The organism is Metapseudomonas boanensis, assembly GCF_042232855.1.
GTDB classification, from domain to species: Bacteria; Pseudomonadota; Gammaproteobacteria; order Pseudomonadales; family Pseudomonadaceae; genus Metapseudomonas; species Metapseudomonas boanensis.
This window is the reverse complement of record NZ_CP113889.1, coordinates 3,030,446-3,054,016: the sequence shown is the minus strand read 5'-3', so window position 1 is coordinate 3,054,016 and position 23,571 is coordinate 3,030,446. Positions and strand designations below refer to the sequence as shown.

Below are 23,571 nucleotides of genomic sequence, written 5' to 3'. Positions count from 1 at the left end.
GCTCAGGCTTTGAAGCGGCTGACGCCGGTCCGCAGGCCGTTGGCCACCAGGTTCAGCTCATCGATGGCGGAGCTGGCCTGGCGCAGCGACTCCACCGTCTGCCCGGTGGCCTCGCCCAGTTGCACCAGTGCCTGGTTGATCTGCTCGGCGCCGGTAGCCTGGGCCTGCATGCCCTCATTGACCATCTGCACGCGGGGCGCCAGCGCCTGGACCTGCTGGATGATCTGCGACAGCTGCTCGCCCACCTGGCCTACCTCGGCGATACCGCGGCGCACCTCTTCGGAGAACTTGTCCATCCCCATGACCCCCGCCGACACGGCCGACTGGATCTCGCGCACCATCTGCTCGATGTCGTAGGTCGCCACGGCAGTCTGGTCGGCCAGTCGGCGCACCTCGGTCGCCACCACAGCGAAGCCACGGCCGTATTCGCCAGCCTTCTCCGCCTCGATGGCAGCGTTGAGCGATAGCAGGTTGGTCTGATCGGCCACCTTGACGATGGTGGTCACCACCTGATTGATGTTGCCGGCCTTCTCGTTGAGGATCGCCAGCTTGGCATTGACCAGATCGGCTGCGCCCATCACCTGATGCATGGTCTCTTCCATCCGTGCCAAACCAAGCTGGCCGGAGCCGGCCAGCACGGAGGTCTGTTCGGCGGTGCCGGACACCTCGGCCATGGTGCGTACCAGATCCCGCGAAGTGGCGGCGATTTCCCGCGAAGTAGCACCAATTTCAGTGGTGGTGGCCGCCGTTTCGGTGGCGGTCGCCTGCTGCTGCTTGGAAGTTGCGGCGATCTCGGTGACCGAGGTGGTTACCTGGACGGAGGAGCGCTGCGCCTGCGAGACCAAGCCCTTCAGCTCATCCGCCATGGTGTTGAAACCGGTTTCGATGGCGAGGAATTCGTCTTTGCGCCCCAAGTCCAAACGGACCGATAGATCCCCTCCGGCCATGGACCTCAAGGTATTCACGATACCGCCCACCGGACGGGTGATTGCGCGCAACAGCAGCAGGCCGCAGATCGCCGCGGCGGCCACGGCCAAGAGCAGCGCCAGCAACATGCTCCGCTCGGCAGTGCGAACCGACGACACGATCTCGGCAATCGATTGCTCGGCTGTGTCCTTGTTCAGTTCGGTCATGTCGTTCAACACTTGCCGGCCCTGGAACCAGTGCGCGACCACCCCTTCCTTGAAGGCCTGCCCCGCAGCACTGTGCTTCTGCTCCTTGATCAACGCCAGCACCTGGGCCTGCTGGTCGAGGTAATTCCTGCGGATCGCCAGGAACCGCGCGTACTCGGCACGATCCACGGACAGGTTGATAGTGGCCTCGTAGTCCTTGAGCAGGCCGTCGAGTTGCGCATTGCTCTGCTCGATCGCCTTCAGATCGGCCTGATAGATCGTCACCGCGCCAGTTGCCGACACCTCGTTCAACTGGGCCTGGGTGCGCAGCAGGTTATCGGTCCAGCTGCTGCGAATTTTGCTGATCAGGTGCAGGCCCGGCACTGCGTCCTCGAGTACCCGGTCACCCTCGTGTTCGATATTCATGAGTTGGACGTAAGACATCGTGGCCATCAACGACATGATGACGATGATCACCGCGAAACTTGCCTGGATACGCAAGCGAACAGTCCAGTTCTTCACATTCTTCCCCAGTTGCCAGAACTCAGATACGGATCGGCCGTCCGGGCGGCCTCCTGCATGGGCGGCGACTCTAGAGACTAGCCCTAACGCCTGCAAGAGACATCAACGTCACTTTTATGTCGCCAGAAAGACGGCACCTACCGATGCCTGGCAAGTTTGGCAGAAAGTGGGGGAATTGCAGCGGAAAGGGGGCCGCCGGACCAGCCACCCCGGGTTGGAACTTACTGCAACTCCTGGCGGACCTGACGTTCGAGTTCAGCCTTGAGACCTGGATCGAGTTGCAACTGACGAGCCAGTTCGTCGAGGTAGACGCGCTCCATGAAGTGCTCCTCATCGACTATCAATACGCTGGCGATGTACATCTCCGCAGCCATTTCCGGCGTCCGCGCAGCACGTGCGACATCAGCTGGGTCCAGCGGTTTGTTCAGCTCAGCATCCAGCCAGCCTTGCAGCTCCTTGTCCTGCGTCAACTTGGCCAGCTCACCCTCGATCAACTGGCGTTCGCGCGCATCCACATGTCCATCGGACTTGGCCGCTGCCACCAGTGCCTTGAGGATCGCCTCGCTGTGCTGTTCGGCCTGCGCTGCGGGAAGACGGTCCAGGGTCCGCGGCTCAGGCTGCGGTGCCGTCGCCTGCTGCGCCTGCCAATTGCCATAAGCCTTGTAGGCCAGCACCCCCAAGGCTGCCAGACCACCATAGGTCAGCGCCTTGCCACTCATCTTGCGCGCACGCTTGTTACCCAGCAGCAGCCCCAGTGCCCCTGCCGCCAAGGCACCGCCCCCGGCGCCAGTAAGCAGGCTTCCGAGGTTACTGCCGCCGGAATTGCCTTTGGCATGTCCGGCGGATTTGCCGGCCACGTTCTGCTGAAGCAATTCCTGGCCGGATTTGAGCAGCTGGTCAAGTAGTCCTCGAGTGTCCATGGAAATCTCCAGGTAGGTCAGAACTTTGTGATCGACCGACTCTAACCGGAGGGATTTCTCGCCGCAGGGGGCAGAGTGCTTCCAGATATTGCCGGAGGGGGATGGCGGGCCTGCCACGGTTTACCTGCGCAACCCGGTACCTGCAGAGATGCTCTTGGCGGCCATGTCCTGATGCAGGCCCTCCGCCAGCGGCGGCTACTCGCCTTGCTGGCGCCGTGAGCAACGAGCCCTGCCCATCGATAAAAAAGAAACAAACGTTCAATTTTCGATAAACCATAATGCAGGGCAGCCAATCAGACGCGAAGCGCCGCCCATGATGACCCTCCGCCAGATCCGCCATTTCATCGCCGTCGCCGAAACCGGCTCTATCTCCGCCGCCGCCCAGGCAGTGTTCATATCACAGTCCACGCTGACCCTAGCCATCCAGCAGCTGGAGGAAGAAATCGGCGTCAGCCTCTTCAACCGCCATGCCAAGGGCATGTCGCTGACCCACCAGGGCCACCAGTTCCTGCGTCAGGCGCATCTGATCCTGGCCACAGTGGAAAACGCCAAGCGGAGCCTGCAGCAGAGCACCGACCAGGTCGCCGGCAGCCTGACCATCGGCGTAACCAGCCTGGTGGCCGGCTATTACCTGGCCGACCTGATTACCCGCTTCCAGCGCGCCTACCCCAACGTGAGGACCCGCGTGGTTGAGGACGAGCGCCCGTATATCGAGCACCTGCTGGTGAGCGGCGAGATCGATGTGGGCGTGCTGATTCTCTCCAACCTCGAAGACCGCCTCGCTCTCCAGACCGAAGTGCTCACCCACTCACCACACCGTCTCTGGCTCCCAGCCCAACACCCACTGCTGGAGCGCGACAGCATCAGTCTGGCCGATGTAGCCGGTGAACCGCTGATCCAGCTCAACGCTGACGAAATGGGCCTGCACACCCAGCGCATCTGGTCCCGCGCCGGCCTCACGCCGCAAGTCACGCTGCGCACCGCGTCGGTGGAAGCCGTGCGAAGCCTGGTGGCCGCCGGCCTCGGCCTGTCCATCCAGCCAGACATGACCTACCGCCCCTGGTCCCTGGAGGGCGACATCATCGAGGCGCGTCCGCTGGCGGACCTGGGCGAGCCGCTGGACGTGGGCCTGGCCTGGCGCCGGGGCACGGCACGTCCGGCGCTGGTGGACCCCTTTCTGACCGTAGCCCGCGAGCAACCGAACAATCGTAAGCTTTCGATTTAATAGAACGCTGCTTTCAGTATTTAGAATTTGTCGACCTCCAGCCCGGCCTCTAGTCTCTCGATGCAGTCAAAGAGCCATGCCGGGCTCCCACAAGGAGCACCGGGATGACTGAAGAACAAAAAACCGAGAAGAAACGAGCCAGCAAGATGAGCAGCGCCTCGAGCACACCGACCCTGCACGCTGAACTGCTGATCGACGGCCAGTTCGTCGTCGGCGAGGGCCCGGCCGAGCCGATCATCAACCCTGCCAGCGGGGAAACCCTGGTCAGCATCGCCGAAGCGTCTATCGACCAGGTAGAGACGGCCATTCGTGCAGCCAACCGGGCCTTCACCAGTTGGTCGAGGACCACGCCCGCGCAACGATCCACCGCCCTGCTCGCCATTGCCGATGCCATCGAAAAGCGCGCCGATTCGCTGGCTCGACTCGAAGCCCTGAACTGCGGCAAGCCGCTGCATCTGGCACGCCAGGACGATGTCCCCGCCACTGCAGACGTGTTCCGCTTCTTCGCCGGCGCCGTGCGCTGCCAACAGGGCCAACTCGCCGGCGAGTACATCCCCGGCCACACCAGTCTGGTACGCCGCGACCCAGTTGGCGTGGTGGCCTCCATTGCGCCCTGGAACTACCCGCTGATGATGGCGGCGTGGAAGATTGCACCGGCCTTGGCGGCTGGTAACACGCTGATCTTCAAACCCTCCGAACACACCCCGCTGTCTATCCTGGCGCTCGCCCCCGCCCTGGCGGAGATTCTCCCGGCCGGCGTAATCAATATTCTCTGCGGCGCCGGCGACAGTGTCGGCAGCCACTTGGTGGGCCACCCGAAGGTGCGCATGGTTTCGCTGACCGGCGACATCGTCACCGGCCAGAAGATTCTCCAGAGCGCCGCTCGCACCTTGAAGCGTACCCATCTCGAACTGGGCGGCAAGGCACCGGTGATCGTCTGCAGCGACGCCGACCTCGACGCCGTGGTCCAGGGCATTCGCACCCATGGTTATTACAACGCCGGCCAGGACTGCACCGCCGCCTGCCGCATCTACGCCCAGGCCGGCATCCATGACCGCCTGGTAGCGGAACTAGGCGACGCCGTGGGCAGCTTGCGCTTCGCCCGCAAGCGCGATCAGGACAACGAGATCCCGCCACTGATCAGCGCCCGCCAGCGCGACCGCGTGGCCAGCTTCGTCGAACGCGCCCTCGGCCAGCCACACATCGAGCGCGTGACTGGTGCTGCCGTGCATTCCGGTGCCGGCTACTACTACCAGCCAACCCTGCTGGCCGGCTGCAAACAGCAGGACGAAATCGTCCAGCGCGAGGTCTTCGGCCCGGTGGTCACCGTTACCCGGTTCGACGAATTGGCCCAAGCCGTGGATTGGGCCAACGACTCGGAATACGGCCTGGCCTCCTCCGTCTGGACGCAAAACCTGGACAAAGCCATGCAGGTAGCCGCACGCCTCCAGTACGGCTGCACCTGGATCAACACCCATTTCATGCTGGCCAGCGAGATGCCCCACGGCGGGCTCAAGCGCTCCGGCTACGGCAAGGACTTGTCCAGCGATTCGCTGCAGGACTACAGCGTGGTCCGCCACATCATGGCGCGCCACGGAGAGACGCTTTAGTACAAGAAAAACGGATCGACCCGCTTCAACTGCCCCGACCAATAACTAATCAAGAGGGAACACTATGTCCGCGCGCAAAACCGCACTGTTCAGCGCAATCGCCACCGCCATCCTGGCCAGCACCAGCCTGCAGGCCGCCGAAGCCCTGAAGGAAGTCGGCAAAGGTGAAGGCCAGCTCGACATCATTGCCTGGCCCGGCTACATCGAGCGTGGCGAGTCGGACAAGAACTACGACTGGGTGACCCAATTCGAGAAAGACACCGGCTGCAAGGTCAACGTGAAAACCGCCGCCACCTCCGACGAAATGGTCAGCCTGATGGCCAAGGGCGGTTACGACCTGGTCACCGCCTCCGGCGACGCCTCTCTGCGCCTGATCTATGGCAAGCGTGTGCAGCCGATCAACCCGGACCTGATCCCCAACCTGAAGAACCTCGACCCGCGCCTGAAGGACGCGCCCTGGTTCAACGTCCAGGGCAAGCAATACGGCACACCGTATCAGTGGGGCCCGAACCTGCTGATGTACAACACCAAGCTGTTCAAGCAGGCGCCGGATAGCTGGAGCGCCGTCTTCGAAGCCCAGCAACTGGCCGATGGCAAAGCCAACAAAGGCCGCGTGCAGGCCTACGACGGCCCGATCTACATCGCCGACGCCGCCCTCTACCTGAAGTCCGCCAAGCCGGAACTGGGTATCCAGGACCCGTACCAGCTGACCGAAGAGCAATACACCGCCGTCCTCGACCTGTTGCGCAAGCAACACAGCCTGGTGCACCGCTACTGGCACGACGCGACTGTGCAGATGAGCGATTTCAAGAACGAAGGTGTAGCGGCCTCCAGCACCTGGGGCTACATGGCCAACACCCTGAAGGCCGAAGGCCAGCCGGTGGACACCGTAATTCCGAAGGAAGGCGTTACCGGCTGGGCCGACACCACCATGCTGCATGCGGAAGCCAAGCACCCGAGCTGCGCCTACAAGTGGATGAACTGGTCGCTGGAGCCCAAAGTCCAGGGCGACGTCTCCGCCTGGTTCGGTGCCCTGCCTGCCGTGCCGGCCGGCTGCAAGGCCAGCGCCCTGCTCGGCGCCGAAGGCTGCACCACCAACGGCTATGAGCAGTTCGAGAAGATTGCTTTCTGGAAAACCCCGCAAGCCGAGGGTGGCAAGTACGTGCCCTACAGCCGCTGGACCCAGGACTACATCGCGATCATGGGTGGCAGGTAATCCGCGCTGATCTATCCCTAAAAGTCTCCCCTCTCCCAGAGGGAGAGGGAGCTACTCCCTGCCCCACCCCGTTTTCTTGCTTCACCGGAGCACCGCACCATGACACTTGCTGTCCAGTTCACCCAGGTTTCCCGCCAGTTCGGCGAGGTCAAGGCCGTCGACCGGGTATCCATCGATATCAAGGACGGCGAGTTTTTCTCCATGCTCGGCCCATCGGGCTCCGGCAAGACCACCTGCCTGCGCCTGATCGCCGGCTTTGAGCAGCCCTCATCGGGCTCCATCCGCATCCATGGCGAGGAAGCCGCGGGTTTGCCGCCCTACCAACGCGACGTCAATACCGTGTTCCAGGACTACGCGTTGTTCCCGCATATGAACGTGCGTGACAACGTCGCCTACGGCCTCAAGGTGAAGGGTGTCGCCCGCGTCGAGCGCCTGGCCCGCGCCGAAGAAGCGCTGGGCATGGTAGCCCTGGCCGGCTACGGCGAGCGCAAGCCCGCGCAGCTCTCCGGCGGCCAGCGCCAGCGTGTGGCCCTGGCCCGTGCGCTGGTCAACCGCCCCCGCGTGCTGCTACTGGACGAACCGCTCGGCGCGCTGGACCTCAAGCTGCGCGAGCAGATGCAGAGCGAGCTGAAAAAGCTGCAACGCCAGCTGGGCATCACCTTCATCTTCGTCACCCACGACCAGGGCGAAGCGCTGTCGATGTCCGATCGCGTGGCCGTGTTCAACAAGGGCCGCATCGAACAGGTGGATACCCCGCGCAATCTCTACATGAAGCCGGCCACGCCCTTCGTTGCCGAGTTCGTCGGCACCTCCAACGTGCTCCGCGGCGACCTCGCCCACCAGCTCACCGGTTTGGCGCAGCCCTTCTCCATCCGCCCCGAGCACATTCGCTTCGCGATGGGCGAGGCAGCCAGCGGCGAAGTGGAAATCAGCGGCCTTCTCCACGATATCCAGTACCAGGGCGCTGCCACGCGCTACGAGATCCGTCTCGACAACGGCCAGAACCTCTGCGTCAGCCACGCCAATAGCCAATGGCAGGACACGGCTTCGTCGCACCAGCCCGGCCAGCGCGTCACCGCCCGCTGGGCCCGCGACGCCATGGTCCAGCTCACCGAGGGTCTGTGACATGGAATTGACCCTCAACGCCGAGCGGCCGCAAGCCGCCAACAGCCTGCTGCGGCGGCTGTCCAACCTGCTCTACCGGAAACCGACGCTATACCTCTCGCTGCTGTTGGTGCCGCCGCTGCTGTGGTTCGGCGCCATCTACCTGGGGTCGCTGCTGACGTTGCTTTGGCAAGGCTTCTACACCTTCGACGACTTCACCATGACGGTGACGCCGGACCTGACGCTGGCCAACTTCGCCGCGCTATTCCAGGCCGCCAACTTCGACATCATCCTGCGTACGCTGGGCATGGCCGTGGCGGTATCCATCGCCAGCGCTGCCATGGCCTTCCCCATCGCCTACTACATGGCGCGCTACACCACGGGCAAGACCAAGGCCTTCTTCTACATCGCGGTGATGATGCCCATGTGGGCCAGCTACATCGTCAAGGCCTACGCCTGGACCCTGCTGCTGGCCAAAGGCGGCGTGGTGATGTGGTTCGTGCAGGCCTTGCACCTGCAACCGGTGCTGGAGTTCATCCTCGGCGTGCCAGGTGTGGGCGGCAGTACGCTGTCCACCTCGCACCTTGGGCGCTTCCTGGTGTTCGTCTATATCTGGCTGCCGTTCATGATCCTGCCGATCCAGGCTTCCCTGGAGCGCCTGCCGCCGTCGCTGCTGCAAGCCTCGGCCGATCTCGGCGCGCACCCGCGACAGACCTTCATGCAGGTGATCCTGCCGCTGTCGGTGCCGGGCATCGCCGCCGGTTCGATCTTCACCTTCAGCCTGACCCTGGGCGACTTCATCGTGCCGCAACTGGTCGGCCCGCCCGGTTACTTCGTCGGCAGCATGGTCTACGCCCAGCAAGGCGCCATCGGCAACATGCCCATGGCCGCCGCCTTCACCTTGGTGCCCATCGTGCTGATCGCCGTCTACTTGTCCATCGTCAAACGTCTGGGGGCCTTCGATGCACTCTGAACAAGCTTCCTGGGGTCTCAAGGTCGCCGCTTGGGGCGGGCTGGCGTTCCTCCACGTCCCGATCCTGATCATCTTCCTCTACGCCTTCAACACCGAAGACGCCGCCTTCAGCTTCCCGCCGCAGGGCTTCACCCTGCACTGGTTCAGCGTCGCCTTCGGCCGCGCCGACGTGGTGGAAGCGATCAAGCTGTCAGCGCAGGTGGCCACAATCGCCACCCTGATCGCGCTGGTGCTCGGAACCTTGGCCGCAGCTGCACTATACCGCCGCGACTTCTTCGGCAAGGAAGGGATTTCGCTGATGCTGATCCTGCCGATCGCGCTGCCCGGCATCATCACCGGCATCGCCCTGCTCTCAGCGTTCAAGACCCTCGGTATCGAGCCGGGGCTGCTGACCATCGTCATCGGCCACGCCACCTTCTGTGTCGTAATCGTCCACAACAACGTGATCGCGCGTTTCCGCCGCACCTCCCACAGCCTTATCGAAGCCTCGATGGACCTGGGCGCCGATGGCTGGCAGACCTTCCGCCACATCATCCTGCCGAATCTCGGATCAGCCCTGCTGGCGGGTGGCATGCTGGCGTTCGCGCTGTCGTTCGACGAGATCATCGTGACCACCTTCACCGCCGGCCACGAGCGCACGCTGCCGATCTGGCTGCTCAACCAGCTCAGCCGTCCGCGTGATGTGCCGGTGACCAACGTGGTCGCCATGCTGGTCATGCTGGTGACCATGCTGCCGATCCTCGGCGCCTACTACCTGACCAAGGGTGGCGAAGGGGTGGCGGGGAGCGGGAAGTAAGCAATTTCAGGCCGGCTCCCTCTCCCTCGCTTTTCTCCCCTCTCCCTCCAGGAGAGGGGCCGGGGGAGAGGGAAGCTCGGAACAGCACGAACCATCCCTCACCCCACCCCCTCTCCCAAGAGGAGAGGGGCTAGACCGAACGAGGACTTGACCCATGCAAACCAAACTGCTGATCAACGGCCAGCTCATCGCCGGCGAAGGCCCGGGCCTCGCCGTGCTCAACCCTGCCCTCGGCACCGCCCTGGTGGAAATCCCCGAGGCCAGCGCGGCCCAGGTCGATGCCGCCGTGCAGGCCGCCGACGCTGCCTTCCCGGCCTGGTCGCAGACCCCGCCAAAGGACCGCGCCGCCCTGCTGCTCAAGCTTGCCGAGCGCATCGAGGCCCACGCCGAAGAGCTGGCCCGCCTGGAATCCAACAACTGCGGCAAGCCCTACAACGCAGTGCTGAACGACGAACTGCCGGCCATCGCCGACGTGTTCCGCTTCTTCGCCGGCGCCAGCCGCTGCATGAGCGGTTCTGCCGCCGGGGAGTACCTGCCCGGCCACACCTCGATGATCCGCCGCGACCCGATCGGCGTGGTCGCCTCCATCGCGCCGTGGAACTACCCGCTGATGATGGCCGCCTGGAAGCTCGGCCCGGCGCTCGCCGCCGGCAACACCGTGGTGCTCAAGCCCTCCGAGCAGACCCCGCTGACCGCGCTGAAACTCGCCGAGTTCATCAATGAGCTGTTCCCCGCCGGCGTGGTCAACCTGGTGTTCGGCCGCGGCCCCAGCGTCGGCGAGCCGCTGGTGACCCACCCGAAAGTGCGCATGGTGTCGCTGACCGGCTCGGTCGCCACCGGCTCGCGGATCATTGCCGGCACCGCCGACACGGTGAAGCGCATGCACATGGAGCTGGGTGGCAAGGCCCCGGTGATCATCTTCGACGACGCCGACATCGACGCCGCCGTCGAGGGCATCCGCACCTTCGGCTTCTACAACGCCGGCCAGGACTGCACCGCCGCCTGCCGCCTCTACGTGCAGAGAGGCGTCTACGAGCGCTTCGTGGCGAAACTGGGCGAAGCCGTGGCCAGCATCCAGCCTGGCCTGCAGGACGACCCGAGCACCGAACTCGGCCCGCTGATCACCGAGCAGCACCTCGCCCGCGTCGAGGGCTTCGTCCAGCGCGCCGCTGCCCTGCCGCACATCCGGGTGGTCACTGGCGGTCAGCGTGTCGACGGTCCGGGCTTCTTCTTCCAGCCCACCGTGCTCGCCGGCGCCCGTCAGGACGACGAAATCGTCCGCCGCGAGGTGTTCGGCCCGGTGGTCTCGGTCACCGAATTCGACGACGAAGAACAAGTACTGGCCTGGGCCAACGACTCCGACTACGGCCTCGCCTCCTCGGTGTGGACCGCCGACGTCGGTCGCGCCCACCGCCTGTCCGCGCGCCTGCAGTACGGCTGCACCTGGGTCAACACTCATTTCATGCTGACCAGCGAAATGCCCCACGGCGGCGTGAAGCATTCCGGCTACGGCAAGGACATGTCCATGTACGGGCTGGAGGACTACACCGCTGTCCGCCATGTGATGTTCAAGCATTAACCCGGCACTGCCCCCACAAGCAGATGCTGTACTGCAACTACTGCGTTCCACCCACAGCGCCCGTCGGCGCCGATTCGATGTCCCACAGGAGAACAAGCCATGCGTAATACCTTGCGTAATTTCAGCTTCATCCTGCTTTGCGGCCTGGCGGGTCTCGCCCAGGCGGCGGACGACGCCAAGACGATCGTCGACGGCTACATGGCCGCCTGGAATGCCCACGACGTGGACAAGGCCGCGACTTTTCTCACCGAGGATGCGGTGTACTTCGACGCCACCGTCGGCACCCCGCAGAAGGGCCGTGCTGCCGCGCGCGACAATGTGATCAAGGTATTCATCACGGCCGTACCGGACTTGACCTGGAAGATGACCAGCGAGCCCATCGTCAGTGCTGATGGCATTGCCTTCCAGTGGGAGTTCAGTGGCACCAACAGCGGTGCCTGGAGCGCAGAAACCCCGGCCACCAACAAGCCTCTGAAGTTCGAGGGCGTCAGCTTCGTCCGCATCAAGGACGGCAAGATCGCCTACCAGGGTGATTACTACGACGCCTTGGGCTTCAACAAGCAACTCGGCTGGTAAGCCACCCCCGGTGCCCGGCTTGCCGGGCACTGTTCGATCGCCCCGTTTGCGGCGCCCTGCCCCACTCCTCGTTCGGTAACTCCCGATGCACAGCAACGCTCGCCAACCCGTCGCGCCGGCAACGGATAGCAACACCCCGGGCAATTCCACCATTGACCAGGTCAAGCAGCTCATAGCCGGGCTCAATGACCGCTGGACCGAAATCAGCAAGGTCTCCGAGGTGATCAAGCAGATCGCCAAGAACACCAACCTGGTGGCCCTCAATGCCGCCATCGAGGCCGCACGCGCCGGCGAGCTAGGCCGGGGCTTTGCGGTCGTAGCCGATGAAGTACGGCGCCTGGCCACCCAATCGGCCAATGCCACTGCCGACATCGGCAACGTGGTTGCCACCATCCGCCAGGAAAGCGAACGCGCCCTGGCCGACGTGCAGCGTGCCGAAAGCGCCGCCCGTGAGGAAACTGCCGAGGTCCTGCTGGCCCGCGAAGCGAATCTCCTGCAGAACCAGTTCGCGGTCATGGCCACCGCGCTTTATGGCCTGAAGAATTTCATCCTCGGCCTTCATGCCCGTGGTTTCGGCCCGCAGCGCGAACAGATCGACGCGGTGATGCAACAGTACCTGGCGCAGAACCCAGACCTGCTGGCCTTCGCCTGCGCCAGCGAACCCAATGCGTTGGACCAGCGTGACGACGAATTTGCCAACCAGCCTGGTTACGACCACACGGGCCGCATCATGGCCTACTGGAACCGTGGGGCCGGCAGTCTCCAACGCGAGTGTCTCGTGGGTTACGACGGAGACTGGTACGAACTGCCCAGGCGCAAGGGGCGTGACGTTTTCATGGAGCCGTATGACTACACCGTGGCCGGCAATACGGTGCTGATGACTTCCTTCATGACGCCCATGCAGGCCGGCGGCCGCTTTCTCGGTATCCTGGGCGCCGACTACAGTCTGCAGCAGTTGCAGGAGCGGCTTTGCCAGCAGAAACCGTTCGGCAATGGCCACTATGCCCTGCTCTCCAACGCCGGTAACTATGTCACCCACCCCAACGCACAGCGTCTGGGCGAGTCGGCCAGCGAGCTCTCCGCCGAAGCGCGAACCGCGATCCGTGAAGGCAGGCTGTTGCGCTTCCGTGGCCCCGGCAATACCGCCTGCCTGCTGCAGCCGATCTTCGTCGGCAACTGCAACGCGCCCTGGTCACTGATGCTGCAGTTCGATCCAGCCGAGCAGTAGCTTCCGGGGATCGCCCCTCACCTCGGTGCAAGGAGAGGGGCTGGAGGTGGGGCCGCCGCAGCCAGCAGCCCCTTCTCCTCCAACCACGCCGCATTGAACAGCCGTCCCGCATACAACCCACCCCGATCACACAACAAGGTCACCACGGTATGACCCGGCCCCAATTCGCGGGCCACTTGCACGGCTGCAGCCAGGTTGATGCCAGACGAGCCACCGACAAACAGCCCCTCCTCCCTCAGCAACCGATAGACCATCGCCACGCAGGTCGGATCGTCGACCTGCACGGCATCGTCGATGGGCGTACCCTCGAGGTTGGCGGTGATCCGCGTGGTGCCTATGCCCTCGGTGATCGAACTGCCTTCGGCGAGCAGTTCGCCGTGCTTCACCCAGTGGTAGAGCGCGCTACCCATGGGATCGGCAAGAACAATGCGCACTTTTGGTTCACGCGCCTTGAGGGAACGCGCCACACCCGCCAACGTGCCGCCGGTGCCAGTAGCACAGACGAAGGCGTCCACACGGCCTTCAGTGTCGGCCCAGATTTCTGGTCCGGTCGTTTCCAGGTGCGCCTGGCGATTGGCGAGGTTATCGAACTGATTGGCCCAGATGGCATTGGGTAGCTCGGCGGCTAGGCGTCCAGCAATCTTCTGGTAGTTGTCCGGGTCCTTGTAAGGCTTGGGTGGCACCGGGCGAACCTCGGCACCTAGCGTGCGTAGCAGATCGAGCTTTTCCGGCGATTGGTTATCAGGAATCACAATGATGCAACGGTAACCGCGTGCGGCGCAGATGTGCGCGAGGCCGATACCGGTATTGCCCGCCGTACCTTCGACCACCGTCCCCCCCGGCCGGAGCCGCCCGTGGCGCTCGGCGTCATCGAGGATATAGAGGGCCGCGCGGTCCTTCACCGAACCGCCGGGGTTGAGGAATTCAGCCTTGGCGAGGATGTCGCATCCGGTCTCGTCACTGAGCCGGCCGAGGCGCAGCAGGGGAGTCTGGCCGATACTGCCGATGAAGCCTGAGCGGATCTTCATGCTGCACCTCCCAAAAGCGGCGGGCGGACAGTTTCAGTCTAGCCGCCTGCTAGTGCTCCCTCCCCTGCGCCATCTGGTACTTGATGATGTCCATCACCGCGCCGGTCATCACCGCCGTGGATACACCGAACATCAGGATGCCGTTGGCAGCCTCCAGCGGCCCGAGCAGGCGCCAGGTCTCGGACATCACAATATCGCCATAGCCCAGCGTGGCGAAGTTCACGCCTGAGTGGTACAGAGCCGTGGCGAACTGGTCGAACTCCCCCAGAAACCAGAACAGCAGCGCCCAGATGGCCATCTGGGCGAAGTTGCCCAGCAGCATGAGCAGCATCACCAGCGATAGCAGTGCCACATTCAGGAACTGCGTATCGTGTCCTTGCCGGCCCTTCCTGAAGCGAGCGTACTGGCGCAGGCAGAGGGCCACGAAGTAGGCCTGGAGCAGCAGGCAGAGCAACATTACGGGGATTCCGACCAGCAGGTTGAGCAACATCTGTCACCCCCTTCAGGTAGCCGCGCGCCGTTGTCGACGATAACGTTGGCTGTCGATCAGGTAGACCGCCCCACAGGCGTAGAGGGTGACCGCGATGAACAACCCCATGCGCACGAAGAAAGCGGTGTAGACATCCTTGCCACTGGCACTGTCCTGCACCGACTGGCCCAGCAGAATGATCAGGGTCACCCAGGTGTTGAGCCAGAGACCGGTTTTGTGCCGTGTGGGGACCAGCCTGTAGAGCTTGCGGGCCAGCAACAGGCCGAACAGCAACATCCAGAGGAAGAACATCCACAGGTGGGGAAGTATGCTCAAAGCTCCCCAGAACAGGATGGCCAGCACGCCACCGAGCAGCGTCGAGCCCAGCAACTCACGACCGGCATCGCGGGTGCTGGTACTGCAAACCTGCTGCCCGAGGCTCACCGACTTCATGATCACCGGCATGTAGCTGGCCGGATCGATCAGCGCCAGAAGGAAGGTTGGCAGCACCACCAATACCGCACGCAGGGCAATCCAGGCGGATTCGGAGGAGTCCAGCACAGGGCGTGCAGGTGCCGCCGGGGCATCGACAGGATCGGGAAACAGCCAGTGGCTGAACGCCGCAACCAGCGTGGCCAGGAGGATGCCTTTGGCCAGCGCCTCGATGACCGTCAGCGCCAGGCCGAAGTCGGCGGTGCCGGCCGCCGAGATCAGGGTCAGGCCGATGACCAGGAAATTGGCCACGAGCGGGTTTCCGCCGCGCAAGCCATAACGGAAACAGAGAAACAGACACAACCCCACCAGCAGCACACCACTCGCCTGTGCATGGCGCAGGGGCGCGATCAGCAGCAGCCCACTTCCGGTGGTCAGCATGATCATCAGCGCAAGTCCCGGTCCGGCCTTCAGGGGCAGCGGCCGATTGGACGATGCCAGCAGGAACAATGTGAAGATCGGCGGCAGAAACGGAATCGGCACGTCCAGACCGAAACTGATGGCCAGGCATAGTGCAGTGCCGCAGGCCAGCCTTAGCGCGCGCTGGCTGCGGGGATCGCACTCAGTAGGCATAGGACAGCCAGCTCATGAAGTGGATGAAAAGCCGGCCAAGCGGGTTGAGCGGGTTACCCCTGCTGGGGAAAGCCATTACTTCCGCCTGACCACCAACCCGCAACCCCTGCACCCCGGGCAGCTCGCCGGGATCGAACTCGACGATCACCGGAAAGCGTTGCGCCGGGCGCAGCCAGTCCCGGCTGTTCTGCACGGTCGGCAAGGTGCCCGGTGCGGTGGCCTGGCCAACGCTGACACCATATCCGACGCTGCGTACTCGTCCCTCGAACACCTCGCCAGGGTATGCGTCCAACACGATCGCAACCGGTGTGCCGGGCTCGACGTGGCTGAGGTTGTTCTCGGTCAGGTCTGCGCTTATCCACAGGTCGTGGATCGCAATCAGCGTCATGACCGGATTGCCAGCGGCCGCATACTGGCCGACATCGGTGCGCAGGTCGGTGATCAGGCCCGCCGAACGGGCTCGTATGCGGGTATTGGCCAGGTCCAGCTCGGCCTTCTCAAGGGCGGTGGCGGCGCTGCGCAACTGCGCGTTCTCCTCCTCGCTGCCGCCCTGCTGCTCACGCGCACGCTGCACGTCGGCGCGGGCTGCCGCGACCTGACTGATGGCTTGTTCAAGGGTGGCTCGGGCGCCTTCGAGACGGCGTACGGAAATGGTGCCCGGGTCTTCGCGGTACAGGCGCTCGAGGCGGTCGTTATCCTGCTTTGCCTTGAGTTCGTTAGCCTGCGCTGCGCGCAGGGAAGCCAGCGCCGAATCGATCGCCGCAGTGCTGGCGCCGATCTGCCGACGCGTGGTTTCCAGGTCGGCGCGGGCGCGGTCAACCGCGATCTGATACTGCTGCGGATCGACCTCGAACAACATGTCGCCCGCCTTCACGTCCAGATTGTTGCGCGCGTGAACCTGGGTCACCCGGCCAGACACCTCGGCCGCCACCGGCACCACGAAAGTCTGCACGCGCGCCTGCTGCGTATAGGGCGTAAAACGATCAGCCATCAAGTACCAGGCGAGGCTCAGGACAATCAGTCCGACCACCCATCTCGTCCCTTTTTTGACCGGATCGGCCTCGCTCACCACTTCCTGCGGAGCCGATTCAGGGACGGGAGGCTGCGGTTGTTCGCTCATCGTCACTCACCTTGTTCGGAGGGCGGAGAAGCTTGGGTGGGCGGGGGCTCGTCCAGCAGGCCGCCCCAGTCGGTGCGTTGTTCCATCTGTTCGCGAGTAGCCGAGTCGATGACCGGCTCTGCCCTGTACCAACCGCCACCGAGAGCCTTGTACAAGGCGATCAGGCTGAGCACGGCATCGTTACGGCTGACCAGGTAACTCTCCTGCTGCTGGAACAGCTCGCGCTGGGCATCCAGCACACGCTGGAAATCCGCAAAGCCCTCAAGGTACTGGTCGTTGGCCAGCTCCAGCGAGCGCATTGCCGCCAGGGCAGCCTCGTGGCGGATGCCTTCGCTTTCCAGCGCCTTGGTCATTCCCGTGGCCGCATCGTCGGCTTCACGCGCGGCCTGACGGACTCCATCTCGGTAAGCTTCGATCAGCTGCTGCAGGCGGGCATCCTGCACCCGCACATTGTTCTTGATGCGACCGTAGTCGAAGAGATTCCAGACCAGGCTGGGGCCGGCAACGAGGTCGAAGCTGTCAGAAGCACCATCCAGGGTGGTGGCCGTCCAGCCAATACTGCCCAGCAGGCTCAGGGAGGGATACAGGTCTGCTTCGGACACGCCGATCAGGGCAGACTGGGCCGCAACCGCGAGTTCAGCGGCGCGTACGTCCGGGCGCCGCAGCAGCAGGTTGGCCGGGACATCCTGCAGCACGGCGCGGTCGGGCAGCGGAATCAGACCTTGCTGCTCAGGCAGTTCCGTCAGAGGGCTCGGCGGACGGCCAATCAGCACGGCCAAGGCATTGCGCGTGCGCGCCACCTGGGCCTCGAAGTCAGGAATGGTGCTCAGGGTGCCAAGGTACTGAGTCTTGGCCTGCTGGAAATCGAGCTCACCTGTGTCACCACTTTTGAATAGGCGCTCGGTTATTTCCAGGCTGCGCTTCTGCCGATTGGCATTCTCGCGGGCGATGCGCAGGCGAGCCTCGGAAGTGCGCAGCGTGAAATAGGTTTCCGCCACCTGGGCGCGGAGCAGAACCAGCACGTCTTCGTAGTTGGCCTGCGCGGCGAAGTAGGCGGCATCGGCGGACTCGATAGCGCGGCTGAAGCGCCCCCAGAAGTCCAGTTCCCAGCCAACGTCGAAACCGGCGCTGTGCTCCCAGAAGTGACTGTTCTGCGGGTTCCTGCCTCCGGACTGGTGACGCTCGAAATAGACGCTGTCGGCGCGCCCCTGCTGCAACTGCGGGTAGCGCCCGCTCAGGGCGATTCCGAGCTGAGCACGGGCCTCCACGACCCGCAGGCCGGCAGTTTCCAGGCTCGGGTTGTTCGCATCCGCTTCAGCGATCAGCGCATCGAGGGTCGGATCAGCGAATACCTGCCACCACTGGCGAAAGTCAGGTTGCGGGTGTTGCAGGCTCGCCTGTTCGATCGCAGGGCTGTTCCAGTGCTCGATCCAGCCCTCACGTGGCGACTGGAAGTCGGGCCCCAACTGCACGCAGCCGGAGAGCCCGAGGGCTCCGAACAGGAGTATCCGCATTGGGACTGGTGATGACGGCATAGGGGCGGTCCAGCCGCATCAAGTCGCCTTCTCTTCGCCCAGCTCTGTGTCCGGGCGCGGATCCTCCACCCAGTGCCAGAACAGCATGTAACCCACCCCCAGGATCACCGGACCGATGAACAAGCCGATGATGCCGCCCGTAACCATGCCGCCCAGGGCGCCGATCAGCACTACAGGCATTGGCACATTGACCCCTCGGCCCAGCAGCAACGGTTTGAGCACGTTATCGGCCAGGCCGGCGACGAAGGTGTAGATGGAGAAGACAATCACCCCAATCGTTGGACCCTGTGTGGCGAAGACGAAGATGATCACCGGGATGGTGATGAGGGTGGCGGGCAATTGCATGATGCCGAGCAGCAGGACGGCCAAGGCCAGCAGGCCGGCGCCCGGTATGCCCATGACGACGAAACCGACGCCGACCAGCAACATCTGGATGAAGGCGATACCCACCACGCCCTGGGCGACGGCACGTATGGTGGCCGTGCAGAGCTCAGCGATCTGCGGGCCCCGCTCCGGACCCGAGATACGCGTGGCGATCTGCACTGCACTTTGGGTTCCGTTGGAGCCATAGGCCATGACGATCCCGGCCACGATCAACGCTCCGATGAATAGCAAGAAGCCTGCGCCCACCCCAGCCAGTTTGCCAAGCAGGCCCAGGCCCACACCGCGCAGGTGCGGCATGAGCTTCTTCAACAGGCTGGTCAGATCGACAGATGCCTGCTGCCAGAAGTCGAACAGACTCTGGCCAATTAGCGGCCAGCCGGCGACGGATTCGTTGGGTGGGGGGATGTGCAACTCTCCCCCCTTGATCAGCTCCAGGGCGCCCTGGACCGATTCAGCAATGGAAATGGCCAACAGGTAGATCGGAACCATCAACAGGGCCAGCGAAACCAGAATGATCAGAGTCGCCACCTGCCCATCCCGCATCCCCATTTTATGCTTGAGCTTGAGATGCAGCGGGTAGAAGGTCACCGCCAGGATCAGGGCCCAGAGCATCAGGTTCAGGAACGGCTGAAACACCTGATAGCAGGAGATCGCCAGCACAGCGATAAGGCCGGCGCGAATCAGCACATCCAGGAAGCTACGCGAGAACATCTGATCGGAAAGGCCAGAGGGGATCATCGAGTTCTCCTTGAAGAGTCCCAGTCGAACCTGGCGCCAAAATTTGCTCCTCGGCGCCTTGCTGAGCATAGACGCTGGAAACCGGTTGACACAGCGAGCAAGGAGAACTTTGGTTGATCCCATCGCCCGCACGAGTACCGGGCAGCGGCGCCCTACTCACCAATATCCTCATTCCAGAGTTCGGGCCTTGCCGAGATGAAGTCTCGCATCAACCCTACACAGCTTTCATCCTGAAGGACCTCGAGCTCCACACCTCGCGAGCGCAGTAGCTCCTCCTCGCCCATGAAGGTCTGGTTCTCGCCGATCACCACCTTGGGGATACCGTAGAGGAGGATGGCACCACTGCACATCGAGCAGGGCGAAAGTGTGGTGTAGAGCACGGCGTCGCGGTAGACGCTGGCCGGTTGGCGGCCAGCATTCTCGAACGCATCCATTTCGCCGTGCTTGATGGCACTGCCTTGCTGAATACGCCGGTTATGGCCACGGCCGATGATGCGACCCTGGTGGACGATGACCGAGCCGATGGGAATGCCGCCCTCGGCGAGACCGAGGCGAGCTTCTTCGATGGCGGCTTGCATGAAGGGGTCCATGGGATGTCCTTGCTTGGATGGCGGATGGGGAATTTGTAGACCAGATCGGCAGATTTGGGCAGCGGGCGGATGCTGGGGGCTCATGCCGGATTGGCAATCCACATTGAGGGCTGGCGGCGTGGGCTTCCGATTTTGGTTTCTGGCTGGATGCCACGTTGGCTTCAGATTTCTGTTTCGTCCCCTCGGGCGAGTTTCTTTTGGCAGTCGTCGGAATGCCGCACCACCCAAAAGAAACCAAAAGGGCTTGCCCCTGCATCCGGCCCCGCCCTCCATCGCCGCTCCAGGGGCTGGCGCGAAAGGGCCATCCATGGCCCCTCACGCCTCTCGCAACATCCATGTTGCTCGTCCCCTTGACTCGCTTCGCTCGCCCTGCGGGCCAGCCTCCGGCTGTTACTCCGCTGCGCTCCGTTTCACAACGACTCCGCTCAGCCTCCTGAAGGGGGACTCTGCGGCCCCACCTCTTTTCGCCCGATTCCAGATTGCAGCGGGCATGGCCTTCGCTGAAGAACAGCAGGCGGAGTCACCCCTCTACCTCAGGGAGAGGGGCCGGGGGTGAGGGATGGTCCCCTCAACAGGCCGAGCGGGCGCACAATAAACGGGGACGCACGACGGGAACGTCTCGTCGTGACAGCCCTCAGAACGGCGTGTAGCGCGAGGGCAGAACGGAAGCCCTCAGGCCACTCGATAAGCAGCCAGACGACATGGCTTCAAGCGGCCTCTCACAATATTGCCAATCCAGTGTGAAGCCCACTCCCCTCATCCATCCTTGAAAGTCGCTTCCCCAACCCCAAGCGCTCTCCCCTACTGATCCTTCTCGCAGTTGACCATCCAGGGCACCCCGAACCGATCCACCAGCATGCCGAAGCGCTCGGCCCAGAAGGTCTGCTGCAGCGGCATCTGCACCTGGCCACCCTCGACCAGGGCGTTGAACACCCGCTCGGCTTCAACGACGCGGTCGACATTGAGCGACACACTGATACCGCGGATCGGCTCATAGGGCTGATGTGGCGGGCAGTCAGAACCCATGATCACCTGGTCGCCAACGGCCAGGCGGGCGTGGATGATCTTGTCACGGAAGTCTTCCGGCACCTCGTTGCAAGCCGGTGTCTCGGCGAACGTGAGGAAGGCCTCCAGAGTGCCGTTCAGGCACTTGGCATAGAACTGGAAGGCCGGGCCGCACTGGCCGTCGAAGGTGAGATAGGGATCGATTTTCATGGCTCTGGCTCCTCTCTGCGGGTTTGGGCGTTCACTGCTGCTTGGCAGCCTTCTCGAAAATGCGCTGCTCCTGCTCGCGCAACTCGGGGGTGAACTCCTCACCAAAGTCCTCGGCCTCGAACACCTGGCGAATCTCGATCTCCGACTCCGAGGGCATGGGGTTTGGACAACGTTTGACCCACTCGATGCACTCCTCGAGGGATTTCACCTTGAACAGCCAAAAACCAGCGATCAGCTCCTTAGTCTCCGCGAAAGGGCCATCGATCACAGTGCGATCATTGCCGTTGAACACCACCCGCACGCCCTTGGAGCTGGGATGCAGCCCCTCGCCGGCGAGCAGCACGCCTGCATTCACCAGCTCTTCGTTGTACTGGCCCATTGCCGCGAGCAGCTCTTCGCTTGGCATGACGCCCGCTTCAGATTCCTTGGTTGCTTTGACTATCACCATGAAGCGCATCGTTGTTCTCCTGTTGGGTGGCCCGAACGCCAGGCTGCGGCCCTTGCCTGCTGGCTGTGCTAATTGGTCGAACGGGCTACGACTGAATCGACAGGCAGACAAGAATTTTCTGCAGGCGCAACGGGAATGGAAGAGCGTAGACCGGAATGAGGAGGATGCCAGGCCAGGGTGACGGGCGTGGAGGGGCACAAGGCAGGCCTCCAGCCTGCATTCTCGAATGAATTCTCTCCTGCAGGGGACACAGGAGAACAAGCCAAGGCACGGAATGGCTCCCCTCTCCTCTTCAGCAAGAGCGGCTGGGGGAGAGGGAAGTAAGGCCAGCAGGTGGGCAGCGTGCCATCAACGCGGCGCTATATGCGCCACCATCAACTGCACGCTTTCATTGCCGCGGTATTCGTTCACATCCAGCTTGTAGGCCAGTTCGGCCCAGCGCACCGTGGGATTCGGCCAAAGTTCGCGGTCGATGTTGAAGGCGATTCCGTCGAGCTGGATGGAACCGCACTCGCTTTTCAGGACCAACTTGAGGTGTCGCTCCCCGACTAGACGCTGCTGGACGATCTGGAACACGCCGTGGAATAGCGGCTCGGGGAAGTGCTGGCCCCAGGGCCCAGCCAGGCGCAACGCGCGCGCCAGCTCCAGATGGAACTCCTCGACGCTGAGCTGGCCATCGGAAAGCAGCCGGCCGGTCAGGTCATCCTCATTGAGTTGGCGACGGACCTCGCCATCGAAGGCGGCGGCGAAGGCGCCGAAGTGCGCCTGCGGCAGCGACAGGCCCGCGGCCATGGCATGCCCGCCGAACTTGTTGATCAGCCCCGGATGGCGGGCAGCCACCGCATCCAGCGCATCGCGGATATGAAAGCCCGGCACGGAACGCGCCGAGCCCTTGAGCAGTCCGTCGCCAGCATCGGCGAAGGCGATGGTCGGGCGGTGATAACGCTCCTTCAGGCGCGAAGCAAGAATGCCAATGACGCCCTGGTGCCATTCCGGGTCGAACAGGCAGAGGCCGAAGGGCAGGTCCTCAAGCGGCAGGTCTTTCAGTTGGGCCAGGGCCTCGCGCTGCATGCCCTGCTCGATGGCCTTGCGATCCTGGTTGAGCTGGTCCAGTTGCACCGCCATGTCGCGGGCCAGGGCCTCGTCTTCGCAGAGCAGGCACTCGATGCCGAGGCTCATGTCATCCAGGCGTCCGGCGGCATTCAGGCGTGGGCCGAGGATGAAACCCAGGTCGGTGGAGGTGATGCGCCCAGCCGGTCGCCCCGCCACTTCGAGGATCGCCTTGAGGCCCGGCCGCGCCCGGCCGGCGCGGATGCGCGCCAGGCCCTGGTGGACCAGGATGCGGTTGTTGGCATCCAGCGGCACCACATCAGCGATGCTGCCGAGGGCTACCAGATCGAGAAGGTCGCCGAGATTCGGCTCCTTCAGCCCGGAGCGGGCGAACCAATCCAGCTCACGCAGGCGCGCGCGCAGGGCCAGCAGGACGTAGAAGATCACACCGACACCGGCCATGGCCTTGCTGGGGAACTCGCAGCCCGGCTGATTAGGGTTGACGATCGCATCCGCCGCCGGCAGTTCATGGCCAGGCAGGTGGTGGTCGGTCACCAGCACCTTCAGTCCGGCAGCCTTTGCCGCGGTCACGCCTTCGACACTGGAAATACCGTTGTCGACGGTCACCAGCAGGTCAGGCTGGCGCTCCAGGGCCACCGCCACGATTTCCGGCGTCAAGCCGTAGCCATACTCGAAGCGGTTGGGCACCAGGTAGTCAACATGGGCGACACCAAGCATGCGCAGGCCGAGTACGCCGACGGTGCTGGCCGTGGCGCCGTCGGCATCGAAGTCACCCACGAAAAGAATGCGTTGGCGCTGCTCCAGTGCGTGCACCAGCAGGTCCACCGCAGCCTCGATGCCCTTGAGCAACTGATAGGGAATCAACCGTGCCAGGCTCTTATCCAGCTCGGCGGCGGACTGCACGCCCCGGGAGGCGTACAAGCGGGCCAGCAGCGGTGGCAAATCACCCAGATCGGGCAGGACGTCAGGCAGGGAGCGGTGTTCGATACGCATGGGCGGTCCAATCTGAAACTCGACTTCCCCGCACCCTCCGGGCGCGGGGCCAAG

General features: G+C 63.7%; 21 protein-coding genes and 1 pseudogene. 10 read left to right on the top strand and 12 right to left on the bottom strand.

Features of this window, described 5'->3' with window-relative positions; all coding sequences use genetic code 11:
- Positions 1-2: 2 nt before the first annotated feature.
- Entirely contained in the window at positions 3-1,634 is a 1,632-nt protein-coding gene (locus OXH74_RS14130; RefSeq protein WP_375737567.1) for a methyl-accepting chemotaxis protein, read from the bottom strand.
- Between the two features lie 221 nt (positions 1,635-1,855).
- Complete coding sequence (locus tag OXH74_RS14125) at positions 1,856-2,554, bottom strand: tellurite resistance TerB family protein (RefSeq protein WP_375737566.1); 699 nt, start codon at positions 2,552-2,554, stop codon at positions 1,856-1,858.
- Positions 2,555-2,867: 313 nt separating this feature from the next.
- On the opposite strand from OXH74_RS14125, the gene OXH74_RS14120 reads away from it, so the two are divergent.
- From OXH74_RS14120 to OXH74_RS14075, 10 genes and pseudogenes are all read left to right on the top strand, one after another.
- Complete coding sequence (locus OXH74_RS14120) at positions 2,868-3,779, top strand: LysR family transcriptional regulator (protein WP_375737565.1); 912 nt, start codon at positions 2,868-2,870, stop codon at positions 3,777-3,779.
- A 104-nt stretch (positions 3,780-3,883) separates the two neighbouring features.
- Entirely contained in the window at positions 3,884-5,389 is a 1,506-nt protein-coding gene (locus tag OXH74_RS14115) for a gamma-aminobutyraldehyde dehydrogenase (protein WP_375737564.1), read from the top strand.
- A 64-nt stretch (positions 5,390-5,453) separates the two neighbouring features.
- A complete protein-coding gene (ydcS, locus tag OXH74_RS14110; protein WP_375737563.1) occupies positions 5,454-6,605 on the top strand; it encodes a putative ABC transporter substrate-binding protein YdcS in 1,152 nt (383 codons plus the stop codon).
- Between the two features lie 99 nt (positions 6,606-6,704).
- Positions 6,705-7,730 (top strand): ABC transporter ATP-binding protein, encoded by a 1,026-nt coding sequence (locus tag OXH74_RS14105; RefSeq protein ID WP_375737562.1) that lies wholly within the window; start codon positions 6,705-6,707, stop codon positions 7,728-7,730.
- A gap of 1 nt (position 7,731) precedes the next feature.
- Positions 7,732-8,682 carry an ABC transporter permease gene (locus OXH74_RS14100; RefSeq protein WP_375737561.1) on the top strand — a complete coding sequence of 317 codons (951 nt, stop codon included), beginning with the start codon at positions 7,732-7,734 and terminating at the stop codon, positions 8,680-8,682.
- The gene (locus OXH74_RS14095) at positions 8,672-9,478 is read left to right on the top strand and encodes an ABC transporter permease (RefSeq protein WP_375737560.1); all 807 of its coding nucleotides are present in this window, start codon (positions 8,672-8,674) and stop codon (positions 9,476-9,478) included. Before OXH74_RS14100 ends, OXH74_RS14095 begins: the two co-directional genes overlap by 11 nt.
- 154 nt (positions 9,479-9,632) lie before the next feature.
- Positions 9,633-11,057, top strand: coding sequence for a gamma-aminobutyraldehyde dehydrogenase (locus OXH74_RS14090; protein ID WP_375737559.1), 1,425 nt, complete (start codon positions 9,633-9,635; stop codon positions 11,055-11,057).
- A gap of 99 nt (positions 11,058-11,156) precedes the next feature.
- On the top strand, positions 11,157-11,633 hold the full coding sequence (locus OXH74_RS14085) for an ester cyclase (RefSeq protein ID WP_375737558.1): 477 nt from the start codon (positions 11,157-11,159) through the stop codon (positions 11,631-11,633).
- 178 nt (positions 11,634-11,811) lie between these two features.
- Positions 11,812-12,042, top strand: a pseudogene (locus OXH74_RS14080) (methyl-accepting chemotaxis protein); the annotation flags it as partial.
- Between the two features lie 105 nt (positions 12,043-12,147).
- On the top strand, positions 12,148-12,861 hold the full coding sequence (locus OXH74_RS14075) for a cache domain-containing protein (RefSeq protein ID WP_375741616.1): 714 nt from the start codon (positions 12,148-12,150) through the stop codon (positions 12,859-12,861).
- Positions 12,862-12,878: 17 nt separating this feature from the next.
- Here the strand turns inward: OXH74_RS14075 and OXH74_RS14070 are convergent, their stop codons facing one another.
- The 10 genes from OXH74_RS14070 to recJ form a co-directional block, all read right to left on the bottom strand.
- Positions 12,879-13,889: a cysteine synthase A gene (locus OXH74_RS14070; protein ID WP_215378420.1), complete on the bottom strand. Its 1,011-nt coding sequence runs from the start codon at positions 13,887-13,889 to the stop codon at positions 12,879-12,881.
- A gap of 49 nt (positions 13,890-13,938) precedes the next feature.
- Positions 13,939-14,379, bottom strand: coding sequence for an ion channel (locus OXH74_RS14065; RefSeq protein ID WP_375737557.1), 441 nt, complete (start codon positions 14,377-14,379; stop codon positions 13,939-13,941).
- Positions 14,380-14,391: 12 nt separating this feature from the next.
- Positions 14,392-15,423, bottom strand: a complete 1,032-nt coding sequence (locus tag OXH74_RS14060; protein ID WP_375737556.1) for a DUF2955 domain-containing protein — start codon at positions 15,421-15,423, stop codon at positions 14,392-14,394.
- Positions 15,413-16,543, bottom strand: coding sequence for an HlyD family secretion protein (locus OXH74_RS14055; protein ID WP_375737555.1), 1,131 nt, complete (start codon positions 16,541-16,543; stop codon positions 15,413-15,415). Before OXH74_RS14055 ends, OXH74_RS14060 begins: the two co-directional genes overlap by 11 nt.
- Positions 16,544-16,545: 2 nt before the next feature.
- A complete protein-coding gene (locus OXH74_RS14050; RefSeq protein WP_375737554.1) occupies positions 16,546-18,057 on the bottom strand; it encodes an efflux transporter outer membrane subunit in 1,512 nt (503 codons plus the stop codon).
- A gap of 39 nt (positions 18,058-18,096) precedes the next feature.
- The gene (locus OXH74_RS14045) at positions 18,097-19,200 is read right to left on the bottom strand and encodes an AI-2E family transporter (protein ID WP_375737553.1); all 1,104 of its coding nucleotides are present in this window, start codon (positions 19,198-19,200) and stop codon (positions 18,097-18,099) included.
- Between the two features lie 152 nt (positions 19,201-19,352).
- Positions 19,353-19,790, bottom strand: a complete 438-nt coding sequence (locus OXH74_RS14040) for a nucleoside deaminase (protein WP_375737552.1) — start codon at positions 19,788-19,790, stop codon at positions 19,353-19,355.
- A gap of 801 nt (positions 19,791-20,591) precedes the next feature.
- Positions 20,592-21,005, bottom strand: coding sequence for a VOC family protein (locus tag OXH74_RS14035; protein ID WP_375737551.1), 414 nt, complete (start codon positions 21,003-21,005; stop codon positions 20,592-20,594).
- 31 nt (positions 21,006-21,036) lie between these two features.
- Positions 21,037-21,462, bottom strand: a complete 426-nt coding sequence (locus OXH74_RS14030) for a YciI family protein (protein WP_375737550.1) — start codon at positions 21,460-21,462, stop codon at positions 21,037-21,039.
- Positions 21,463-21,801: 339 nt separating this feature from the next.
- Entirely contained in the window at positions 21,802-23,517 is a 1,716-nt protein-coding gene (gene recJ, locus OXH74_RS14025) for a single-stranded-DNA-specific exonuclease RecJ (RefSeq protein WP_375737549.1), read from the bottom strand.
- Positions 23,518-23,571 lie beyond the last annotated feature (54 nt).

What these genes read in the sequence shown, in the direction of transcription:
- OXH74_RS14030 (WP_375737550.1), bottom strand. Translation starts at nt 21,462, where the DNA reads ATGCGCTTCATGGTGATAGTCAAAGCAACCAAGGAATCTGAAGCGGGC.
- OXH74_RS14085 (WP_375737558.1), top strand. Translation starts at nt 11,157, where the DNA reads ATGCGTAATACCTTGCGTAATTTCAGCTTCATCCTGCTTTGCGGCCTG.
- OXH74_RS14045 (WP_375737553.1), bottom strand. Translation starts at nt 19,200, where the DNA reads ATGATCCCCTCTGGCCTTTCCGATCAGATGTTCTCGCGTAGCTTCCTG.
- OXH74_RS14035 (WP_375737551.1), bottom strand. Translation starts at nt 21,005, where the DNA reads ATGAAAATCGATCCCTATCTCACCTTCGACGGCCAGTGCGGCCCGGCC.
- ydcS (WP_375737563.1), top strand. Translation starts at nt 5,454, where the DNA reads ATGTCCGCGCGCAAAACCGCACTGTTCAGCGCAATCGCCACCGCCATC.
- OXH74_RS14095 (WP_375737560.1), top strand. Translation starts at nt 8,672, where the DNA reads ATGCACTCTGAACAAGCTTCCTGGGGTCTCAAGGTCGCCGCTTGGGGC.
- OXH74_RS14060 (WP_375737556.1), bottom strand. Translation starts at nt 15,423, where the DNA reads ATGCCTACTGAGTGCGATCCCCGCAGCCAGCGCGCGCTAAGGCTGGCC.
- OXH74_RS14115 (WP_375737564.1), top strand. Translation starts at nt 3,884, where the DNA reads ATGACTGAAGAACAAAAAACCGAGAAGAAACGAGCCAGCAAGATGAGC.
- OXH74_RS14120 (WP_375737565.1), top strand. Translation starts at nt 2,868, where the DNA reads ATGATGACCCTCCGCCAGATCCGCCATTTCATCGCCGTCGCCGAAACC.
- OXH74_RS14065 (WP_375737557.1), bottom strand. Translation starts at nt 14,379, where the DNA reads ATGTTGCTCAACCTGCTGGTCGGAATCCCCGTAATGTTGCTCTGCCTG.
- OXH74_RS14100 (WP_375737561.1), top strand. Translation starts at nt 7,732, where the DNA reads ATGGAATTGACCCTCAACGCCGAGCGGCCGCAAGCCGCCAACAGCCTG.
- OXH74_RS14090 (WP_375737559.1), top strand. Translation starts at nt 9,633, where the DNA reads ATGCAAACCAAACTGCTGATCAACGGCCAGCTCATCGCCGGCGAAGGC.
- OXH74_RS14050 (WP_375737554.1), bottom strand. Translation starts at nt 18,057, where the DNA reads ATGCGGATACTCCTGTTCGGAGCCCTCGGGCTCTCCGGCTGCGTGCAG.
- recJ (WP_375737549.1), bottom strand. Translation starts at nt 23,517, where the DNA reads ATGCGTATCGAACACCGCTCCCTGCCTGACGTCCTGCCCGATCTGGGT.
- OXH74_RS14070 (WP_215378420.1), bottom strand. Translation starts at nt 13,889, where the DNA reads ATGAAGATCCGCTCAGGCTTCATCGGCAGTATCGGCCAGACTCCCCTG.
- OXH74_RS14040 (WP_375737552.1), bottom strand. Translation starts at nt 19,790, where the DNA reads ATGGACCCCTTCATGCAAGCCGCCATCGAAGAAGCTCGCCTCGGTCTC.
- OXH74_RS14105 (WP_375737562.1), top strand. Translation starts at nt 6,705, where the DNA reads ATGACACTTGCTGTCCAGTTCACCCAGGTTTCCCGCCAGTTCGGCGAG.
- OXH74_RS14075 (WP_375741616.1), top strand. Translation starts at nt 12,148, where the DNA reads ATGGCCACCGCGCTTTATGGCCTGAAGAATTTCATCCTCGGCCTTCAT.
- OXH74_RS14055 (WP_375737555.1), bottom strand. Translation starts at nt 16,543, where the DNA reads ATGAGCGAACAACCGCAGCCTCCCGTCCCTGAATCGGCTCCGCAGGAA.
- OXH74_RS14125 (WP_375737566.1), bottom strand. Translation starts at nt 2,554, where the DNA reads ATGGACACTCGAGGACTACTTGACCAGCTGCTCAAATCCGGCCAGGAA.